Source organism: Corallococcus sp. AB011P (assembly GCF_003611605.1).
Classification (GTDB): domain Bacteria; phylum Myxococcota; class Myxococcia; order Myxococcales; family Myxococcaceae; genus Corallococcus; species Corallococcus coralloides.
In genome coordinates this window covers 42716-61214 of sequence record NZ_RAVX01000007.1, presented here as the reverse complement: position 1 = coordinate 61214, position 18499 = coordinate 42716, and the positions used below count along the sequence as shown (strand labels likewise).

At 70.9% G+C, this 18499-nt stretch carries 17 protein-coding genes; 8 read left to right on the top strand and 9 right to left on the bottom strand.

Translation table 11 applies throughout. The features are described from left to right. Positions 1–7 precede the first annotated feature (7 nt). Together D7X30_RS20065 and D7X30_RS20060 are read left to right on the top strand one after the other, a co-directional pair. Entirely contained in the window at positions 8–1120 is a 1113-nt protein-coding gene (locus tag D7X30_RS20065) for a LysM peptidoglycan-binding domain-containing protein (protein WP_120564554.1), read from the top strand. 134 nt (positions 1121–1254) lie between these two features. Then, complete coding sequence (locus D7X30_RS20060; RefSeq protein ID WP_147443250.1) at positions 1255–2730, top strand: hypothetical protein; 1476 nt, start codon at positions 1255–1257, stop codon at positions 2728–2730. Between the two features lie 11 nt (positions 2731–2741). Here the strand turns inward: D7X30_RS20060 and D7X30_RS20055 are convergent, their stop codons facing one another. Further along, positions 2742–3524 (bottom strand): hypothetical protein, encoded by a 783-nt coding sequence (locus D7X30_RS20055; protein WP_120564552.1) that lies wholly within the window; start codon positions 3522–3524, stop codon positions 2742–2744. Between the two features lie 110 nt (positions 3525–3634). Continuing rightward, entirely contained in the window at positions 3635–4654 is a 1020-nt protein-coding gene (locus tag D7X30_RS20050) for a GNAT family N-acetyltransferase (RefSeq protein ID WP_120564551.1), read from the bottom strand. Positions 4655–4818: 164 nt separating this feature from the next. Here D7X30_RS20050 and D7X30_RS20045 point away from each other — a divergent pair, with 164 nt between their 5' ends. The 4 genes from D7X30_RS20045 (at position 4819) to D7X30_RS20030 (ending at position 7672) form a co-directional block, all read left to right on the top strand. After that, positions 4819–5244 (top strand): nuclear transport factor 2 family protein, encoded by a 426-nt coding sequence (locus D7X30_RS20045; RefSeq protein WP_120564550.1) that lies wholly within the window; start codon positions 4819–4821, stop codon positions 5242–5244. A gap of 185 nt (positions 5245–5429) precedes the next feature. Further along, positions 5430–6218 (top strand): hypothetical protein, encoded by a 789-nt coding sequence (locus D7X30_RS20040; RefSeq protein WP_120564549.1) that lies wholly within the window; start codon positions 5430–5432, stop codon positions 6216–6218. A gap of 78 nt (positions 6219–6296) precedes the next feature. Then, positions 6297–6869, top strand: coding sequence for a YceI family protein (locus D7X30_RS20035; RefSeq protein ID WP_120564548.1), 573 nt, complete (start codon positions 6297–6299; stop codon positions 6867–6869). Beyond that, a complete protein-coding gene (locus D7X30_RS20030) occupies positions 6866–7672 on the top strand; it encodes a ubiquinol-cytochrome c reductase iron-sulfur subunit (protein ID WP_120564547.1) in 807 nt (268 codons plus the stop codon). The genes D7X30_RS20035 and D7X30_RS20030 overlap by 4 nt, the downstream gene beginning before the upstream one ends. 56 nt (positions 7673–7728) lie before the next feature. On the opposite strand, the gene D7X30_RS20025 is transcribed toward D7X30_RS20030, so the two are convergent. The 3 genes from D7X30_RS20025 to D7X30_RS20015 form a co-directional block, all read right to left on the bottom strand. Beyond that, a complete protein-coding gene (locus tag D7X30_RS20025; protein WP_120564546.1) occupies positions 7729–8799 on the bottom strand; it encodes a CBS domain-containing protein in 1071 nt (356 codons plus the stop codon). A gap of 125 nt (positions 8800–8924) precedes the next feature. Continuing rightward, entirely contained in the window at positions 8925–10034 is a 1110-nt protein-coding gene (locus D7X30_RS20020; RefSeq protein WP_120564545.1) for an ArsA-related P-loop ATPase, read from the bottom strand. Then, complete coding sequence (locus tag D7X30_RS20015; RefSeq protein WP_120564769.1) at positions 10031–10984, bottom strand: ArsA-related P-loop ATPase; 954 nt, start codon at positions 10982–10984, stop codon at positions 10031–10033. The genes D7X30_RS20020 and D7X30_RS20015 overlap by 4 nt, the downstream gene beginning before the upstream one ends. 367 nt (positions 10985–11351) lie before the next feature. Here D7X30_RS20015 and D7X30_RS20010 point away from each other — a divergent pair, with 367 nt between their 5' ends. Next, positions 11352–11774 carry an STAS/SEC14 domain-containing protein gene (locus tag D7X30_RS20010; RefSeq protein ID WP_120564544.1) on the top strand — a complete coding sequence of 141 codons (423 nt, stop codon included), beginning with the start codon at positions 11352–11354 and terminating at the stop codon, positions 11772–11774. A 19-nt stretch (positions 11775–11793) separates the two neighbouring features. Here the strand turns inward: D7X30_RS20010 and D7X30_RS20005 are convergent, their stop codons facing one another. Beyond that, positions 11794–12477, bottom strand: a complete 684-nt coding sequence (locus D7X30_RS20005; RefSeq protein ID WP_120564543.1) for a hypothetical protein — start codon at positions 12475–12477, stop codon at positions 11794–11796. Between the two features lie 159 nt (positions 12478–12636). On the opposite strand from D7X30_RS20005, the gene D7X30_RS20000 reads away from it, so the two are divergent. Then, positions 12637–13059: an STAS/SEC14 domain-containing protein gene (locus tag D7X30_RS20000; protein WP_120564542.1), complete on the top strand. Its 423-nt coding sequence runs from the start codon at positions 12637–12639 to the stop codon at positions 13057–13059. Between the two features lie 151 nt (positions 13060–13210). Here the strand turns inward: D7X30_RS20000 and D7X30_RS19995 are convergent, their stop codons facing one another. From D7X30_RS19995 to D7X30_RS19985, 3 genes are all read right to left on the bottom strand, one after another. Next, the gene (locus D7X30_RS19995; protein WP_120564541.1) at positions 13211–13648 is read right to left on the bottom strand and encodes a hypothetical protein; all 438 of its coding nucleotides are present in this window, start codon (positions 13646–13648) and stop codon (positions 13211–13213) included. Between the two features lie 123 nt (positions 13649–13771). Next, on the bottom strand, positions 13772–16051 hold the full coding sequence (locus tag D7X30_RS19990; RefSeq protein WP_120564540.1) for an RTX toxin: 2280 nt from the start codon (positions 16049–16051) through the stop codon (positions 13772–13774). A 66-nt stretch (positions 16052–16117) separates the two neighbouring features. After that, a complete protein-coding gene (locus D7X30_RS19985; protein WP_120564539.1) occupies positions 16118–18466 on the bottom strand; it encodes an RTX toxin in 2349 nt (782 codons plus the stop codon). Between the last annotated feature and the right edge of the window lie 33 nt (positions 18467–18499).

The window sequence follows — 18499 nt, the reverse complement described above, 5'->3', positions numbered from 1 at the left end:
TCCATTCGTGACGACCTATTCCGTTCGCAGCGGCGACACGTTGAGCGGCCTCGCGCAGCGCTACAACACGTCGGTGGCTTCGCTCCAGAAGACGAACCACATCGCGAACGCGAACCTCATCCGCGTGGGCCAGAGGCTGACGGTCCCGGACGGGTTCCAGGCGGCGCCGTCGAAGGCGGGCAGCTACACGGTGCGCAGCGGGGACACGCTGAGCGGCATCGCGGGGCGGCACGGCACGACGGTGGGCGCGCTGGCGAAGGCGAACCACATCGCGAACCCGAACAAGATCTACGTGGGCCAGCGGCTGACGATTCCGGGCGCGGGTGGGGGCGCGGCGCCGGTGACGTCGAAGCCGCCGTCGTCCGGGGGCGCTTCGTACACGGTGCGCAGCGGGGACACGCTGAGCGGCATCGCGGGGCGGTACGGCACGACGGTGGGGGCGTTGCAGCAGGCGAACCACATCGCGGATCCGAACAAGATCTACGTCGGGCAGAAGCTGACGATTCCGGGCCGCACGGGAGGCACGGGCGGGACGTCGAAGCCGCCTCCGTCGACGGGGGGCGTGGGTGGGACGCCGGGCACGTCGGGTGGGAAGGGTGGGGTGACGGTGGCGCAGTTGCGGCGGATCATGCCGAACCTGTCGCAGGCGAAGGCGGAGCAGTACCTACCGCACCTGAACAAGGCGATGGCGGAGGCGAACATCAACACGCCCCGGCGCAAGGAGATGTTCCTGGCGCAGCTGGCGCATGAGAGCGGCGAGCTGCGCTACATGGAGGAGATCGCCTCCGGCGCCGCGTACGAGGGCCGCAAGGACCTGGGCAACACGCAGCCTGGAGACGGCAAGCGCTACAAGGGCCGGGGTCCCATCCAGCTGACGGGCCGCGCGAACTACCGTGCGGCGGGCAAGGCGTTGGGTATCGACCTGGAAGGGAACCCGGAGCGCGCGAAGGATCCGGACGTCGCGTTCCGCATCGCGGGTTGGTACTGGCAGTCGCGCAACCTGAACAGCTACGCGGACGCGGGCAACTTCCGTGAAGTCACCCGCCGCATCAACGGCGGCTACAACGGACTCGCGAGCCGCGAGATGTACTACCGCCGCGCGCAGGACGTGCTGGGCTGAGCCCGTCTGGGGCGCGGGACCCGGGTCCCATGCCCGGGCGCATGGAGGCGAACGGGTGCCTGTGATTCCGGGCACCTGACCGTGGCGCACCAACTGCACAGGGCACGGGCTCCTCCTTCCTCGGAGCGAGCCTGATGTCCCGAATCGATGCGCCCGGTAGCAGTCCCCTGTCCCCTGAGCCCACGCTTCCCGAACCCGATGCACCCACGCCCGAACTCCGCGTGGGCACGACCGCGTCCCGCAGGACCTCCGTCAGTGAGAGCAGTGCGTCCTCGCCCTCGCGCAACGAGCTGCGGCCCTATGACGGCCCCTCCGTTGCCCCTTCCGTACCCCGTCCCTCCACGCACGCGGAAGGTCCCGCCGTATCCGCGCGCGAGCTCGCGGCCATGGGCGGCCGGCTGCGTTCCCCCTCCGCTCCCGTTCCCGAGGACGTCTATGCCTCGGTCCGCTCGCACCTGACGCGCAGCCTGTCCAACCCCTTCCTCACCGACAGCGATGTGAAGACCACGCACGATGCGCTCGGCTCCGTGCCTCGCGATGCGTACCGCGCCACGCTGGAGCGCATGGATCGTGACGGGCTGCTCTCCACCTACGTGTCCCGGATGGATGCTCCGTCGCGCCAGGCCTTCCTCGAACAGGCTGCGTCCAACGGCGTCCTCTCACTGCGCCCGGGCGGTGTGGAGGGACCGCTCGGCATGCCTGGACGCCCGGAGACCTTCGTCAATGATCCGAAGCTGCCCGCTGCCCTTCGCGACGCGGTGAACGCCCACGCCACCGACACGGGCCGTGCCGCTGTCGTCGCCTACGACGCCTACCTGCAACGCTACGGCGACGCCGTGGCCCAGGCCGGCAGTCTCCAGGCCCTTCGCACGCTCGGGCCTCCTCAGTCTCTGGACCTGCGTGAGACGTCGCTCGGCCTCTCCTGGTCCGACCCCCAGCGCGAACGCTACGAGTCCGAATGGAAGGCCGGCCTGGGACGCCCCCAACACTCGCTCGTCCAGGCCTACGAGACCGTCACCGCCCGCGCGCAGGTCCTCTCCGGCGCTCGTCCCGCCGGGGCCTTCGTCTCCGCGGAAGCGAGCGCATCCCACGAGATGCTCCACTTCAAGCGCACGGCCCATGCCTCCGCGCGCGGCACCACCGACTTCCAGACACAGGCGGGCATCGCCTCGAAGGCTGGCCCCCTGGGCCTGGAGGTGATGATGGACGCTCACGGCAAGGCGGAGGCCCAACTCCAACTGGAGCTGGGTATCGCCAGCGTGAGCCGCGACTCGGAGGGCAAGGTGGAGCTGTCCCTGAAGGCGGGCCCGCATGCCCGTGCCCATGCGTCCCTCAACCCTCGCACCGCGGAGTTCGGCGGCGGTGTCTCCTTCGAAGCCTCCCACAAGGAAAGCCAGAGCCACGCCGGCCTCAAGCTGAGCTACGGCATTCGCGGCCTCACCCCCGAGCGTGCCGCCCAGGCCGTCCGCGACGACATCCCCGGCCTCTTCAGCCGCCCCAAGGACCTGGACCCCGGCGTCGCCTGGGAGGCCCTGCCCTCGGAGCGCCGGGCCCTCTATGAACGGCAGGGCTGGACGCGCGAGGAGTGGGCCCAGGACGCCCGGCGCTGACTACCGCACGGTCATGGCGAGGACCGCGTCGAGCTCTTCGCCGGCGCCTCCTCCGCCTCGGCCTCCGGGCGCAGGGCGATGGCGGTCCACAGCGAGAGGTGCCACGGGACGAAGAGCAGGGCCACGCCATTCGTGAACAGGGCCAACGGGAGGGCGACGAGGGTCCACACCACCGCCGCCGCCCACAACACCACCGAACTGATGGACTGCAGGTCCCGCGACCGTGAGTGGTGGCCCACCAGGGAGGCCACGGTGAAGAGCCAGAGGACCGCGCCGATGCCGAACGTCACCTCGGGCGCCGCCGGCATCCCGAAGTACTCGAGGAAGAACCACACCGTCACCAGGCCCGCCGACTGGTACAGCGCACTCCCCACCGCCAGGGTGACGTTGCCCGCGGTCAGCCCCGCCGCCCTGCCGTCAGCTCCCTTCGCCTCCAGCAGGTCGGGCGGCAGCTCCATCGCGTACGGATAGCCCATGGCGAGCAGGGACTCCTTCGCCGCGTGCCGCACCTTCATCCCGCCCGAACCCGTGTAGTCCCCCACCGGGTTGCTCCGGTCCAGGAGCCCCAGCAGCAGATCCGCCCGCTCCCGCGGTGGTTCGTCCGGCGCGGGCGGACGGCCCAGACCCACGATGAGCGCGTCGATGTCCGCGCGCACCATCCCCGGCGAGCGCACCTCTTCCAGCAGGAACGTCAGCGGCGGGAACGACTCCGCCGCGATGGACTCGGGAACGTCCGCGGGCGCCTCGTCGACGGAGGAGGGTGACGGCGCGGAACGGAGGGCTTCCTGGGACATGGGTGCTCCTGGAGGACAGTCATCCTCCGGCGGGAGGCCCGCGAGCAAGAGGGGCACCCCCCTGTCCTCGGGTGCCATGAGGAGACAGTGTCCGTGGCCCCCCGGACGTGTCAGCGCAGGACCTTCTCCACCACCACCACGTCGTGCCACGCGCCGTCCACTCGCGCGTGTTTCGCGTGGGTGCCCACCGTGGTGAACCCCTGGTGTTCGAACAGCTTCCGGGTGTGCTCCTGGTCCGCGAGGACGCAGGTGGTGAGCTTGTGGAAGCCCGCGCCTTCCGCGGCCTTCAGCAGCGCCTCCAGCAGCAGCGCGTCCACGCCCCGGCCCCGGGCGTCCTTCGCCACGAAGAGGCTGAAGTCCGCCACGCCCGCGTAGCACTCGCGCGAGCTGTAGGCGCGGGTGGCCGCACACGCGACGACGCGCCCGTCCTCCTCCGCCACCAGCACCGGGTGCCGTCCGTCCTCCTCGCCTTCGAGCGGAGACTCGAAGGTCGTGGGCCGCCGCGCGAGCGCCGCGTCCTGGAGGCCCGCGATGGCGTCCCGGTCCTCGGGCGTGGCGGGCCGCACGGTGGGCGGGGGCGGCGGCGCGCGCGCGGGCACCGGGGCCTCCAGCGGCGGCGGATCCAACGTGTACATCTGGATGGCGCACACCAGCGCCAGGTGCCACGGCATCAGGAGCGCCGTGACGAACTCCCCCTTGAACAGGGCCACCACGGCCATCAACGCCCAGACCACCGCCTGGAGCACGAGCCACACCGACCCGCTGGCCTGACGCTTCAGGTCGCCCCTCGCGATGCCCCACAGCGACACCAGTGAGGGGAACAGCACCAGGAACGCCACGGTGCCGGAGCCCTTGGAGAACAGCGCCTCGAAGTCCCACGGCGTCACGTTCGCCAGCGGCATCACCCGGCGCAGCTGGTACAGCGCGCACAGCGCGACGAAGACCGCCGTGCCCCAGCCAGGCGGCGAGTGCTCCACGGCCTGGGGAGCCGGGGCGTTGGCCGCTCCCTCTGCCTCACCCTCCACCGCCACGGGGGGAACCAGGGCCAGCAGGGCTGCCTCGGCCTCCTGCCAGGACTGCTTCCTTGGAGCGTTGGACGGCGGCTCGGGGCGGTGTGCGTCCTGCGACATGACGGCGTCCGTCTTCCATCACCGGGCCACCCGGGAGCAAGGGGGTGGTGCCTCCGTCCGGAGGACGAGGGAGCGGCCGCCGATGACAGGCCACCTCCCCCTCGCGTGCGCACCCTTCCCGGGCACACCCCTGATTTCTCTTTCGCGACGAGCGAGGACACCCGATGCCGATGGAACGAGCGCAGCGGTTCGTGGACGCACTGTTGAAACTGGAGGAGCACGGCGACATCGAGCCGATGGTCGCCCTCTTCGCCGACGATGCGCAGGTGAGCAACGTCGCTTCACCCAACGTCTTCTCCGGCCTCGACGGCGCCCGCCGCTTCTGGACCGAATACAAGGGCACCCTTGGCCAGGTGAAGTCCACCTTCCGCAACATGATCGAATCCGGTGACCGCGTGGCCCTCGAATGGGAGACGCAGGGCACCGGGCGCAACGGGGCCGCCATCGCCTACGAGGGCGTCTCCATCATCGAGTGGGACGGAGACCGGGTGCGCCGCTTCTTCGCCTACTTCGACCCGCACGCCCTGGGCCAGGAGCTCGCGCACGGCACCGCGCCCCGCTCGCAGGTGCCCTCGACGACACCGGCCTGACACAGACGCGACTTCTGGCGGTCCCTGGGGTTCTTATGGCTGTGGCCATACAGGGACATGCCGACAGCTCAAGGTTCACCCGGACCCTGTGTGCACTTCCGTGCACCCAAACCGCGAGCCGGAGTAGCCTGGGAAGGCATGGCCCCCCCTTTTTTCGACGGGCCGCGTCGTCCCCCGGGAACCCCATGATGACTCGCGTCATTTCTCCCCTCCTGGCCGTCATGCTCCTGGCGGCCTCCCCCGCAGGCGCGGCCCTCGCGCCGGACGCCCCCGTGATGGTCGCCGCGGCGAAGCGCAAACCCGCGAAGCGCCAGCCCCCGCCGGCACCGCCTCCCCCGCAGCAAGCCGCGCCCGCGGCGCCGGTGACGCCGGACGTCACGCCGCCCGTGTCCGCCACGCCGGAGTCTGGTTCGACGGGCTCCGCCGCGCCGCAGGACTCCGGCACCACGCCGTCCTCCGAGCCCAGCCTGGACTTCGACCTGCTCACCCCGGAGGCGGAGGCGTCCGCGGGCCTCTTGGACCCGGACCTCCAGAAGGACCTGGAGACGCGCCGCACCATGCTCAAGCTGCACCAGGGCCTGGGCCTGGCCATGGCGGGAGGCCTCACCGCGGCCACCGTGCTGGGGCAGCTCCAGTTCAACGAGTCGTTCCGGGGCGGCGGGGATGATCGCACGCTGCTTGCCTGGCACCGGGGCGTCGTCATCGGCACGTCGGTGCTGTTCGCCACCGTGGGCACGCTGGGCCTGCTGGCTCCGGATCCGGTGGAGCGTCCGTTCCAGTGGGACACGGTGACGTTCCACAAGATCTTCATGAGCCTGGCGACCGCCGGGATGATTGCCCAGGCGGTGCTGGGCATCCTGGCCACCCACAGCTACGGCGAGATCACGGAGCCGAAGTACGCCACCGCGCACCAGGTGGTGGGTTATGCCACGTTGGGCTGCGTCGCCGCGGGCATCGTCACGCTCACTTTCTGACCCGACCCCCCTGTCGTGAATGTCTCCGTGCGCCGGCCGTTGTGCGGAGACAAGACGTATCCCCCTCTGGAGGACGCCGTGATTGCTCGACGACTCGTTCTTTCCGCTGCCCTGCTGCTCGCGCTGCCCGCCGCCGCGCAGAACGCGAAGATGTACTCGGTGAAGAAGGACGCCAGCTCTCTCACCTACAAGCTCATCCACAAGATGCACACCGTGTCCGGCAAGGCGCCGCCCAGTGAGGGCAAGGCCGTGCTGAAGCCGGACGGCACCATCCAGGTGGCAGTGCGCGCGCAGGTGAAGGACTTCGACTCGCAGAACTCCAACCGCGACACGCACATGCTGGAGGTGACGGAGGCCGCCAAGTACCCGCTGGTGGAGGTGAAGGCCGTGGGCACCGGCGTGAAGCCGCCCGCCACCTTCCCGGGCAGCGTGCCGGTGACCCTCAAGGGCAAGCTGACCTTCCACGGCGTGACGAAGGACGTCGAAATCCCCATGACGGTGAAGTTCGACTCCGAGAAGCAGGTGACGGCGGACGGGTCCTTCAAGATCAGCCTGGAGGGCTACAACATCGAACGGCCCACGCTGCTGCTCGTGAAGGTGGAAGACGAGCTGGTGCTGGAGCCGCACCTCGTCTTCACGGAGGGCACGTGAGCTCGTCGCGTCGGGACTTCTTCAAGAAGCTGCTGGGAACGGGCGTGGTGGTCGCGGGCATTCCGCCCGCGTGCGCGCCCAACATCGACCCCGCGCCGGTGCTGGACGTGCCCATGCCCGGCGAGGACGGCCTCGTGTCGCTGGTGGTGCAGCGCTACCCGGACCTGTCCCGCGAGGGCGGCGCGGTGACGCTGCGCTTCCCGAAGGAGTCCGGGCAGGAGAACCTGCTGGTGATGCACCCCACGGCGGGCACCTACGCGGTGCTGTCCGCCACGTGCACCCACGTGGGCTGCCCCATGGGCTTCGACGGGAAGGAGGCCGTGTGCCCCTGCCACCTGTCGAAGTTCGCGCTCGACGGCACGGTGACGCAGGCGCCCGCGACGGTGCCGCTCACTCAGTACGTGTGCACGTACAACGCGGGCACGCAGGTGCTGAGCATCAACATCTTGGACGGTGATCCCAACTTCCCCGCAGTGGTGGGCGGCAAGTTGGCGCTGACCTTCGAGGAGTTCCCGGACCTCCAGAACACAGGGGGCATGGTGAGCGGCCGGCCCAGGGGCTACGGCAAGCGCATCTTCGTCTTCAAGCTGGAGGACGGGACCTACTCCGCCGTGGACTCCGTCTGCACGCACCAGGGCTGCACCGTGGACTTCGAGGCGAGCATCGACGAGCTGCTCTGCCCGTGCCACGCGTCCACGTTCAGCAAGACGGGCGTGGTCGACCCCGGGGGCGCGGCGACGGTGAACCTGAAGACGTTCACCGCGACGGCGGACGCGTCCGGCGTGGTCGTCAGCTTCGCCTGAAGCACGTGTCGCGGGACGGGAGGCCATGCTCGCCTCCCGTCCTCACGGGTCAGCCTTCAGCGCAGCCGGCTCCAGAACGAGCGCCGGGACGAGATGCGCTCCAGCGCCTCCTGCAGCTCCTCGTCCTGGTCCGCGCGGCTGGCGATGTCCCCCAGCGCGATGATGCCCACGAGCCGGTCGTCGGGCTCCACCACGGGGATGCGGCGCACCTGGCGGCGGCCCATCAGCTCGATGACGCCGTGCAGGTCCTCCTCCGGCAGCACCGCCTCCAGCTCCTCCGTCATCACGTCCGCGGCGCGCAGGCCGTCCACGGCGCGCTGACCGGTGAAGGCGCGCAGCGCCAGGTCGCGGTCCGTGACCAGCCCCAGGAGCTGCCCCTCCGCGTCCACGATGGGCACCACGCCGCAGTCCTCGTCCCGCATCAACTGCGCCACCTCGCGCAGGGAGCTGTCGCGGCGGGCGGTGCGCACCTGGCGGGTCATGATGTCGCGCGCGGTGAGCGGCTCGCGCCTCCAGCGGCGGCGTGAAGGGTCGGACGCGGTGGACGTGTCGCGGGAGGCGCGGAGCCTCGGATCCAGGGGGAAGGTCTCCTCCCGCCTTGGGGCCAGCCGTTCGCGCAGGTTCGGGTCCTCGCGCGGCGCCGGTGACGCGCGGCGCGGGCGGTCGCGCAACAGGGGCTCCTCCCCGCCGTAGCCGCTGCGGTCCCACTCGCGGTAGTCGGCGCGCTCGGGGGGCATCTCCTGGACGGTGTCCTCGCCCTGGGTGCGCCGGGGGCCCGCGCCGTTGGCGTAGCGCACGTCCCGGTCGTCGCGGCCGTAGGGGCCGGTGGTGCCGCCGTCGCGCTCGCCCTCGCGGTCCTTGCGCCACATCCCGGTGTCGTCCACGTCCGTGCGCACGCGGCCCAGGCGCCACGCGGCGGCGCGGTGGAAGCGCCCCTGGCGGTCGGCGGGCAACTCGTCGCGCCCGGGGCTCCAGCCGCTCACGTCGGACTCCGAGCGCTCGCGCGAGCCCGGCGGCGCCACGTCCGGTGAGCGGTGCGTGGCCATGGCGTCGGTGGGAGGCGTGGAGATGTCCGCGCGCCCCAGGTCATGCCTGCCGTTTCCGTTGCTGTAGTCCTTGGTGCCCATGTGCGTCGCAAGCCTCCTCGACTTGCGAACATGGGAAGCGGGCCCGGACGCGCAAAGCTCCAGCCGGCCAGGTGCGGCGCCGCTCGCCCGTCCGCCCTGGCGCGAAATGCAGCCCGAGCGGGACATCAGACGACGGTGAGCGCGTCTCCCAGGTGCACCAGCCCCCGGAAGTCCTCCAGGTCCGCGCCCGCGTCCGGCGCGGCGATGGCCAGCGCGCCCCGGGGCAGCCCTTCGGCCAGCCTCGCCAGGACCGAGCGGTGGGCCGTCGCGCGCGCGTCCTCCACGCCCGCCAGGTGCTCCAGCGCGCTGACGGCGTCCGTGTCCGCGGCGTTGCTCGCGTGCGGCTTCAGCGCGGCGGCCGGGGCCAGGCCGTCATCCCGCGCCCAGCTGCGGTTGAGCACGTAGCCCGCGAAGGGCAGCCCCTTGGCCTGGAGCGCCTCCTGGAAGAAGGTGGCCTCGCGCAGCGCGGCGGCCTCCGGCGACGTGACGAGCAGGAACGCCGCGTCCTTCGACGACAGGTGCTCACGCAGCCGGTCCGAGTGCATGCGGATGCCGGCGAACAGGCCTCCGAAGGCGGCGACGAAGGTGCGCATCTCCTGCGCGAAGCCGCCGCCGAAGATGCCGTCCAGCACCTTGCCCACCAGCGCCTGCGCGCCCTGCCACAGCCGGCCCGTGCGGCCTGAGTCCGGACCGAAGAGGGAGATGATCCGCTCGTCCAGGAAGCGCGACAGCCGGCCCGGGGCGTCCAGGAAGTCCAGCGCGTGGCGGCTGGGCGGGGTGTCCAGGACGATGAGGTCGTAGTGGCCCTCCGCGATGAAGCCGTCCAGTGCCTCCGCGGCGGCGTACTCCTGCACGCCCGCGACCAGCTCCGACAGGAAGCGGTACAGGCGGTGCTCCAGGATGGTGCGCGCGGCGCTCTCCGTGGCGGACATCCGGCGCACCATGCGCTCGAAGACGATGCGCGGCTCCAGCATCCACACGTCCAGCCGGCCCTCGCCGCGTTTTCCGTCCGCGTACAGGCGCTCCGGAGGCACGGAGGTGGGCTCCGCGCCGTTCTCCTTCAACCCCATGGCCTCCGCCAGCCGCCGTGCCGGGTCGATGGTGAGCACCAGCACCTTGCGCCCCGAGCGCGCCGCGGCCACGCCCAGCGCCGCCGCCGTCGTCGTCTTGCCCACGCCGCCCGCGCCGCACAGCACGAGGATCCGCTTGTCGCGCAGCATGCCGTCCAGGTTCATGGCGTGGCCTCCCGGCCGCCGCGGGACGCGGCTCCTTCGAGTGAGGACTCCAGGAGCTCCGCCAGCCGCTCCACCAGCGCCGCGCCCGTCAACGCCAGCTCCGGCAGGCCCCAGTGGGGCACGCTCACGCCCGCCGCCAGCCGCTGCCGGGCCAGCCGCGCGCGCTCCAGCCGCTCCAGCGCCCGCTGCCCCCGGTGCGGCCCGTGCGTCTCCAGCAGCCGCTCCAGCGCCGCGCGCGACTCCGGCGTGAAGGGGTCCTCCGGCATGCGGTTGAGCACCGCGGCGGACAGGGGCAGGCCCACCTCCTTCAGCTCGCCCACCAGCGCCAGCGTCTCGCTCACCGGCAGGGGCTCCGGCAGCGTGGTGAGCACCACGCCCGTGCGCACGGGGTCCTGGAGCAGGTCCAGCCCTTCACGCACCGCGCGTCCCACGGGCCCGCCCGGCATCAGCGACAGGATGCTCCGCGGCAGCGTGGCCAGCGCCAGCGCGTGGCCCGTGGCGGGCAGGTCCACCACCGTGAGCGGGTGCACCCTGCGGCCGTCCGGGTGCGTGAGACGCAGGAGCGCCAGGAGCTGGAACATCAGCCCCATCTCCTTGAGCGCGGGGCCCGCCTCCAGGAAGCGCCGCAGCGCCCGGGAGCGCAGCGCGGCCTCCGCCAGCCACTTCACGGGCAGCGTCTCCTCCAGGAACAGCCGGTGCCCCTCCTGCGCGGACAGGCGCACGAAGGACAGGTTCGGCCCCACCGGCACCACGCGCGGCCCGGCCTCCTTCGCGCCCACCAGCCCCGCGAGCGTGGACGGGCCGCCCTCGTCCGGGGACAGCTCCGCCAGCAGCACCGGCCGGCCCGCGCGCGCCGCCGCCACCGCCAGCGTCGCGGAGAGCGTCGTCTTGCCCACGCCGCCCTTGCCCGACACGAGCACGGCGCGTCTGCTCCACAAGGACTCCAGCACCACGCTCCCATCCTCCGCGCCAGCGGCGCGACCCTTCACGGTGAGCAAGGAAGCGCGTCCCGACAACCGGCCGGGGATGCGCCCAGGGGCGGCCGTTCGTCTGGCCGTCCGCTCCACGAGCATAGCGGCTTTCCGCCCACGCCCCGCCGGGGCCCTGCTTCGCGCTGACCCGCCCGTGACACAACGGCCACATTCCATCGCCATGACGCGACGTGCGAGGAATGACCCGGCCCGGAAGGACACGTGGCGTACGCGTGCGCGTGACCCGGAGGGTTGGACGGGCGGATTCCCTCGGAAAGAAGGGGTCACGGACTGGTGACGGGCCCTGGGTTTTGGGTACCCTGCTGCCCTCTGCGTGGGAGAGGGCATGGCGGTGCTGCGGGAGTGGGTCTTCGGGACACAGCGTGTCTCGCTGGAGGCCTCCGACATCCTCTGGACCAAGGTCCGGGGAGCGTTTTCAGAGACGGATGTGCGGGAGCTGGTGGACGTGTTCCACGAGCTGGGGGCGGGCCCGGACAAGCCCCTGTACCTCGTCGTGGACCTGAGCAGCTCCGAGGGACTGTCGGTCGCGCCGCGCAAGTACCTGGCCAAACACGTGCGCCCCGCGTGGTTCCGCGCGGTCTGCTTCTTCGGCGCCAAGCGCACGCATCGCGAGGTGCTGCGCGCGCTCGTGGCGGTCGTCAACTTCGTCGGCGACACGAAGGTGGAGGCGGAGTTCGTGGACTCGGAGGCCCAGGCCCGCGCGTGGCTGGAGTCCCACCGGCGCCGTCAGGCACCGGCGCCGCGCTGAAGGCGCGCTCGGGCGTCCTTCAGTGGACGGCCCAGCGCTCGGCGATCTCCTCGCACGCGAGCACCACGTCGCCCAGCCGGCGGATGTGCGCGCGCGGCGCGACGAACAGCGAGCCCGCGAACACGTCCACCACGGTCATCAGCCGGTGGTCCGCCGGGCCCAGCCGGCACAGGTGCTGCTCCGCGAAGCGCTGCAAGAGCGTGCCGATGTACTGGCCGCTGCGCTCGTCCAGCGGGTGCGTCTTGGAGAAGTAGAGCTTCATCAACCCCACGCGCGGGTTGCCGTGTTTGTCCAGCCGCTGCACCACCACCTCCGGGCGCACGCTGATGGTGACGCCGGCCATCTCCAGCACGGGCGGCTCCGCGCCCACCGCGCTGATGATGGCGTCGTCCAAATCCAACCAGGGCACCAGGTCCGCGAAGCGCTCCAGCGCTTCCGAGCACAGTTGCATGCGCTGCGCCTCGAACTCCGTCTGCGGCACCGCGCAGGCGAACCGGCGCTGGGACTCCCGCAGCACGTTCAGGTCCAGGCCCCGGCAGAGGAAGTCCGTGATGGCATGGGACGCCTCCGGATAGCGCAGGTACTGGGCATCCGGCGGGTGCTTCTGGTCGTGGATGATGCGCTTGCGGCGGGCGGGCGTGGCGACCAGGTACTCGCCCAGCTTGTTCACCGAGACTCGCGGCAGTTCACGGGTTTCCGTCATGGTGTTTCCCCCTCTGAATGGCTGTCGGAATGGGTACACAGTACAGAGGGGGTCTGACATCCAATGGACAGCCGGAGCTTGTACGGAAGGGCAGGGGCGCTTCCCTGGACCGGAGGGCTCAGGCGTAGGGTTCTTTCCAGTAGCCGGGGGGAGGACCGCATGGAGCAACAGATTCGCGAGTGGACGTGTGGCGCGCACCGGATCCGCATGACGGCGCCAGACGTGTTGCACACGAAGTACACGGGCGTCGTGGGGCTGCAGGACGCGAAGTGGGCGCTGCGCGTCTACGAGGAGATGGCGGCGCAGGGGCCGTTCTACCTGGTGGCGGAGGTGCCGGGCTCGGAGCTGCCGGCCGAGTCGCGCAAGTACCTGGCCAACAACGTGCGCGCGGAGTGGATGCGCTCGGTGGTGTACGTGGGGTCCGACCTGTCACAGCGCGTGGTGGGCAAGGCCATGTCCGTGGCCATGCTGCTCACCGGCCACGCGGCCAGCTTCGACACGGTCTTCGTGGACACGATGGCGCAGGCGGATGCGTGGGTGGACGCGCACCGGTTGGATCACGCCCCGCGCCGAGTGGGCTGACAGGCCCCAGGGCCGCGGGCATCCGGACGTGACGAAGGGCCAGGACGGGGCGCAAAGCCCGGTTCCTGGCCCTCGGTGTTTCCGGGCGCGCCCTGGGAAACCTGTCCGACTGTCGGACAGGTTTGGACAGGGCCGGGAGCGACGGAGCGCTTCAGCGCTCGCGGTCGGGCATGCGGTCCGGGTGGCCGTAGCGGTACACGTCGGACACCGGGTTGGTGCCCGCGTCGCTGCGAGGACCGTCGCCGTCCGGCATGTCGTCGAGCGATGCCCCCGGGGCGCGCTCGCGAGGGTCATACGGACGCAGGCCGCTGGCGTCGTGGAGGCGCAAGTCGCGGTTGTCGTCGTCGTCGTCCTCGGCGCGCGGGTGGATGCCCTTCTCGTCGGCCTCGGTCAGCTCGCGGCGGGGCTCGCGCTCGTCGTCTTCCTCTTCGGTGTCGGGGCGCTGGGGCCTCTCCTCCTCGCGAGGCGTGGAGGGTGTGGAGCCCTGGCCTTCGCGCTGGGGTTCGCTGTCTTGTCGCGGAGTTGTCGGACGCCCGTAGAAATCCTCGGCGGGCTGCGTGGGTGCGGGACGCTTGTCGTTGCTGGCCATGAAGGATTCCCTCCGTCGGAGGAGGTTCGTCATCGTCCCCTGTGTCCGGCAACCCGCTCCGGAAGCGCCCGCCCGGGCCTGGAGGGCAGGCAGCCAGGCATCAGGGCCCTCCTGTGCGCGGTGTCAGGGCGACACGAGGAGGATGCCCCCGGCGAGCGCGGGTGCCTCGTCATCGCCGATGGCACGCACGTGGCCGTAGCCAAGCTGTCCGGAGGTGTTGAAGCCCCAGCACAGCGCACGGCCAGAGGAGAGCACGGCGCACGTGTGCTGGCCGCCCGCGGTGACGGAAGTGACGGGGGCGCCGCCCACGTCGATGACGGCGGTGCCGGGCGCGGACAGGGAGCGTGTGTTGGCGTACCCCAGCCGGCCCCGGGCGCCGTTGCCCCAGCACTGGAGTTGGCCGGATTCGAGCAGGGCGCAGGTGTGCTGTGCGCCAGCGGCGACCTGGACGGCGCGAAGGCCCGAGCCCAGGGCCACGGGAGTGAGGGGCGTGGCGTAGTCGGGGTTGCCATTGCCCACCTGGCCGTAGGCATTGGCGCCCCAGCAGCGCAGGGCGCCGGTGTCCAGCAGGGCGCAGGTGTGCTGGGTGCCCAGGGCCAGCTGCACGGCGGTGCCGCCCACGTCCACGTCACCCGCTGACGACGGCAACTCGGTGTCACCGACATCGTCGTCACGGTTGTAACCCAGTTGTCCGTAGGCGTTGGCGCCCCAGCAGCGTGGGCGGCCGGAGAAGAGCAGGGCGCACGTGTGGTCGCCGCCCGCGAACAGGTCCTGCACGGGGGCGCCGACAGGGACGTCGGTGGTGGGCGGAGGCTCGTTGTCGCCCAGGGTGTCGGTGTGGCCCAGGCCCAGCTGGCCGTGGGTGTTGTCGCCCCAGCAGCGCACGTGGCCGGAGGTGAGCAGCGCGCAGGTGTGGCGGTCGCCCGCGGTGATGCGCAGCGCGCGGGCACCGCCCAGGTCGACGGTGCCCACGCTGGCGATGGGTTCGTCGTCACCGATGGTGCGTGAGTGGCCCAGGCCGAGCTGGCCGGAGGCATTGGCGCCCCAGCAGCGCACGCGGCCGGTGGAGAGCAGGGCGCAGGTGTGGCCCAGGCCGGTGGCCAGCTGCACGGCCTTCTCACCGGGAGCGAGGGGCACGGGGCCCTTCGACGCGGGCGTCTCGTCGTCACCGATGTTGGCGGTGCCGGTGTAGCCGAGCCGGCCCTGCGCGCCGCTGCCGAAGCAGCGCACGGAGCCGTCGTTGAGCAGGGCGCAGGTGTGGTTGTCCCCAGCGCGGAGCTGGGCGACGTCGGTGCGGCCGCCGGTCTGCACGGGGGCATCGGGGAACTGCTGCGCGCCCAGACGGTAGGTGGCGGTGGTTCGGGCCCCGGCGGCGTCGGTGACCTGGAGGGACAGCCGGCCCTGGAGCGAGGGCGCGTAGTGCTGGAGGACGGTGGGGTTCGCCTGCGTCGTGAAGCCGGGGGCGGGAGTCACGGGCGCGTCCGGGATGAAGCTCCACGCGTAGTCGAGCGTGAGGGCGGGTTGATCATCCGACACGGTGGCGGACCACGCGACGTCGGAGGAGCCCGCGAGGCGGGACGCGGCCAGGCCCTGGACGACGGGCGCGAAGAGGATGCGCACGGTGGTGCCCAGCGAGTCCGTGGATTGATCCGCGGGAAGGACGCGCGTCACGAACGTGGTGCTGACCGAGTGCCCCGCCGGGTTCGTGACGGTGAGCGAGTGCGTGTAGTCGGTGGGGCTGGGAATGCCGAAGGGCGGCAGGTAGCGGGCGACGAAGGCGCCGGAGGTCCCGGTGAGCGTGAACGTCCCGCTGGAGGGAACGAAGGAACCACCGTTGTTCGCGGCGGTGAGGGCGAAGGTGAGGGACTCGCCGGAGGTGGCCTCGACGAAGAAGGTGACGGTGGCGGGCTGGCCGAAGACGAGCTCGCCGGGAAGCTGGATGCGAGGGATGCGCGGCAGGGTGATGGGCGCGCCGTCGTTGGTGGGCGCCAGCGTGATGGCCACCGACTCCCGGTCCGCGATGAGCGTCTGGGTGGTGCTGCCCTGGAAGAGGAGCGCGCTGTTTCCGTTGTAGGCCCGCGCGATGAAGGTGAGGGATTGGTGGCGCGGCAGGGACGGCATGGTGCCGGACCACCCGGAGGGAGAGGGCACCAGGTCGAAGTTGGAGAACAGCGCGCTGTGACTGGCCGCGTCCTCCACGTCGACGCGGATGCGCGCCACGTCCGCGAAGGTGCTGCCCGCCAGGGCACGCCGTGTCTGGGATTCGGAGCCGACGGCATCCGCCGTGATGTTGAACGTCACGGCGGACGTGGACCCCGGAGGTGTGTCACCCGTGGAGGACGGAGCGGTGCACGCGGCGACGGTGCACAGCAGGAGGAGCGCGAGGGCGGCAGGCTTCGTCATGGCTCACACGGAAGGAAAGCGAAGCGGGCGCCCGGAGGATACCGGGCGCCCGCGAGTATCCAGGAACTACGGCGTGGGCGGCAGGAGCTGGATGTCGCCCACGGTGGACGGCAGCTCGTTGTCCCCGATGACCGTGGTGTTGCCCTGGCCCAACTGCCCGGCGTTGTTCTTGCCCCAGCACCGCGCCTTACCCGTGGAGAGCAGCGCGCAGGTGCTGCCGTTGCCCGAGGCGCTGATCTGATAGGCGGTCGCACCCCCGAGGTTCACGGGACCTCCAGGGACCGCCAGGTCCGTCGTGTTGCTGTAACCCAGCTGGCCGTAGGTGTTGCTTCCCCAGCACCGCGTGGCGCCCGTGGAGAGCAGGACGCAGGCGTGCTCGCCACCGGAGGTCACCTGCAAGGCGGTCGTTCCGCCCAGGTTCACCGTCGTCGAGTTGGCGAGGTAGTTGAAGTAGCAGCGGGTCGACGGGTGCTCGGCGCAGTACCAGATGTAGTCACCGTAGAGGTTGTTGCCCGTCTGTCCGTTGAGGTTGTCGCCCCAGCAGATGACGCTGCCCGTCTTCAGCAGGGCACAGGTGTTGCTCCGGCTGGCGGAGATCTGGGCGACAGGCCCCTTGGGCTCGAACGCGGTCTGGCTGCTGGGCAGCTCGTTGTCACCAATGTGGTTGACGTGTGAGTACCCGAGCTGTCCCAGGCCGTTGCGGCCCCAGCAGAGCATCTTGTCGTTGGAGAGCAGCGCGCAGGTGTGGTTGTCGCCCGCGACGACATCCGTGGCGGTGACGTTGCCCAGGTCCACGTCGCCCGCGCTCCAGGGCTGCTCGTCGTCACCGATGCTGTTCGTGTGCCCGTAACCGAGCTGGCCGTACTGGTTGCGGCCCCAGCAGCGCACCTTGCCCGTGGCCATCACCGCGCAGGAGTGCTCCGCGCCCACCGTGATGCGCGTGGCCGGGCCACCCAGGTTGACGTAGCCGAAGCTGGCCACCGGCTCGCCGTCACCCAGGTTGTCCTTGTTGTTGTAACCGAGCTGCCCGTACGTGTTCTGGCCCCAGCACCGCACCAGGCCCGTGTCCAGCACCATGCAGGAGTGGTTGCCACCCGCCGCGAGCTTCGTCCCCTTGCCAAGGATCTTCACCGCGCCGGCCGTGTGCGGCAGTTCGTTGTCACCGATGTTCTGGGTGTTCTCGTAGCCCAGCTGACCGAAGGCACCGTAGCCCCAGCAGCGCACGGAGCCGTCATTCAGCAGCGCGCACGCATGGTCCCAACCCGTGCGGATGCTGTTGATGCCATCCAGCGGCCCTTCGGCGACGGGGTTGTCCGGGAACTGATCCGGGGTGAGCTTGTAGGTGAGCGTGGTGGTGCCGTTGTCGCCATCCGTGACAGCGAGCTTCAGGTCACCCTGCACGGCGGTGGTGTAGTTCTGGAGCGTGGAGGGATTGGTGTCCCCGGTGAACGCGGGCACGGGGTCGAAGGTGGTGCCCGTGGCGGGCGTGAAGCTCCACGCGTAGGTGAGCGCCTCCTTCGCTCCGTCGTCGCTCACGTCCGCGGTGAAGATGACGTTCTGCGTGTCGCGGACCCGCAGGCCGTTGAGGCCGTTGATAACGGGGTTGAAGAGCACTGCGACGGAGGTGTCGATGACGCCGCTGGAGGTCTCCGGAGGCTTCACCTTCGTGGTGAAGGTCGTGCTGATGGAGTGGCCCGCGGGGTTGGTCACCGTGACGGTATGGGTGAAGACCGTCTCCGTGCTCACGGTAGGCGGCGTGTACTGGGAGACGAAGGCGCCCGCCGTGTTCTGCAGCGTGATGGAGCCGTTGAGAGGCGAGAAGGTGCCACTGCCCGCGACGGCGGAGGTGATGGCGTAGCGCAGCGCCTCACCGTTCGTGGCTTCCACCGCGAAGGTGATGTTGCCCGACTGGGAGGAGGCGAACGCACTGGGGATGCTGATCTTCCGGATGCGGGGCAGGGAGATGACCGCGTTGTTGTTGGCCGGGGCCAGCGGGACGGTGACGGTCTCGAAGTCGAGATTCAGCGTGGCATCGAGCGAGCCGGAGAACAGGAGGTTCCCGGAGGCATCGAGCGCCCGAGCGAAGAAGGTGAGGGCCTTGGCCTTCGGAAGGAAGGGGAGCTTCCCGGTCCACGCCCCGGCGGAGGTGAAGAGGTCGAAGTTCTTGAAGATGACCAGGCCGCCCGCGCCCTGCTCGGAGACATCGACGCGGATGCTGGCGACATCGGAGTAGCTGAAGGCCTGGGCGGAGACACGGCCCTTCACGGCCTGGCTGAAGATGTCCTGCGCACCGATCGAGACGGTGACCTGGGACTGGGTCTGCTCGGCGGGCGCGGAAGGCTCGGGCGCGCTCGAACCGGAACTACATGCGGCGATCCACGGCGAGGACAGCGACAGCAGCAGCGCGCCCAACATGCCGCGCGACCGGAACCAACGGGGGGATGACCT

Excerpts from the sequence above, each read along its gene's own strand:
- D7X30_RS20060 (WP_147443250.1), top strand. The coding sequence starts at position 1,255 with ATGTCCCGAATCGATGCGCCCGGTAGCAGTCCCCTGTCCCCTGAGCCC.
- D7X30_RS20055 (WP_120564552.1), bottom strand. The coding sequence starts at position 3,524 with ATGTCCCAGGAAGCCCTCCGTTCCGCGCCGTCACCCTCCTCCGTCGAC.
- D7X30_RS20050 (WP_120564551.1), bottom strand. The coding sequence starts at position 4,654 with ATGTCGCAGGACGCACACCGCCCCGAGCCGCCGTCCAACGCTCCAAGG.
- D7X30_RS20045 (WP_120564550.1), top strand. The coding sequence starts at position 4,819 with ATGCCGATGGAACGAGCGCAGCGGTTCGTGGACGCACTGTTGAAACTG.
- D7X30_RS20040 (WP_120564549.1), top strand. The coding sequence starts at position 5,430 with ATGATGACTCGCGTCATTTCTCCCCTCCTGGCCGTCATGCTCCTGGCG.
- D7X30_RS20025 (WP_120564546.1), bottom strand. The coding sequence starts at position 8,799 with ATGGGCACCAAGGACTACAGCAACGGAAACGGCAGGCATGACCTGGGG.
- D7X30_RS20020 (WP_120564545.1), bottom strand. The coding sequence starts at position 10,034 with ATGAACCTGGACGGCATGCTGCGCGACAAGCGGATCCTCGTGCTGTGC.
- D7X30_RS20010 (WP_120564544.1), top strand. The coding sequence starts at position 11,352 with ATGGCGGTGCTGCGGGAGTGGGTCTTCGGGACACAGCGTGTCTCGCTG.
- D7X30_RS20005 (WP_120564543.1), bottom strand. The coding sequence starts at position 12,477 with ATGACGGAAACCCGTGAACTGCCGCGAGTCTCGGTGAACAAGCTGGGC.
- D7X30_RS20000 (WP_120564542.1), top strand. The coding sequence starts at position 12,637 with ATGGAGCAACAGATTCGCGAGTGGACGTGTGGCGCGCACCGGATCCGC.
- D7X30_RS19995 (WP_120564541.1), bottom strand. The coding sequence starts at position 13,648 with ATGGCCAGCAACGACAAGCGTCCCGCACCCACGCAGCCCGCCGAGGAT.
- D7X30_RS19990 (WP_120564540.1), bottom strand. The coding sequence starts at position 16,051 with ATGACGAAGCCTGCCGCCCTCGCGCTCCTCCTGCTGTGCACCGTCGCC.
- D7X30_RS19985 (WP_120564539.1), bottom strand. The coding sequence starts at position 18,466 with ATGTTGGGCGCGCTGCTGCTGTCGCTGTCCTCGCCGTGGATCGCCGCA.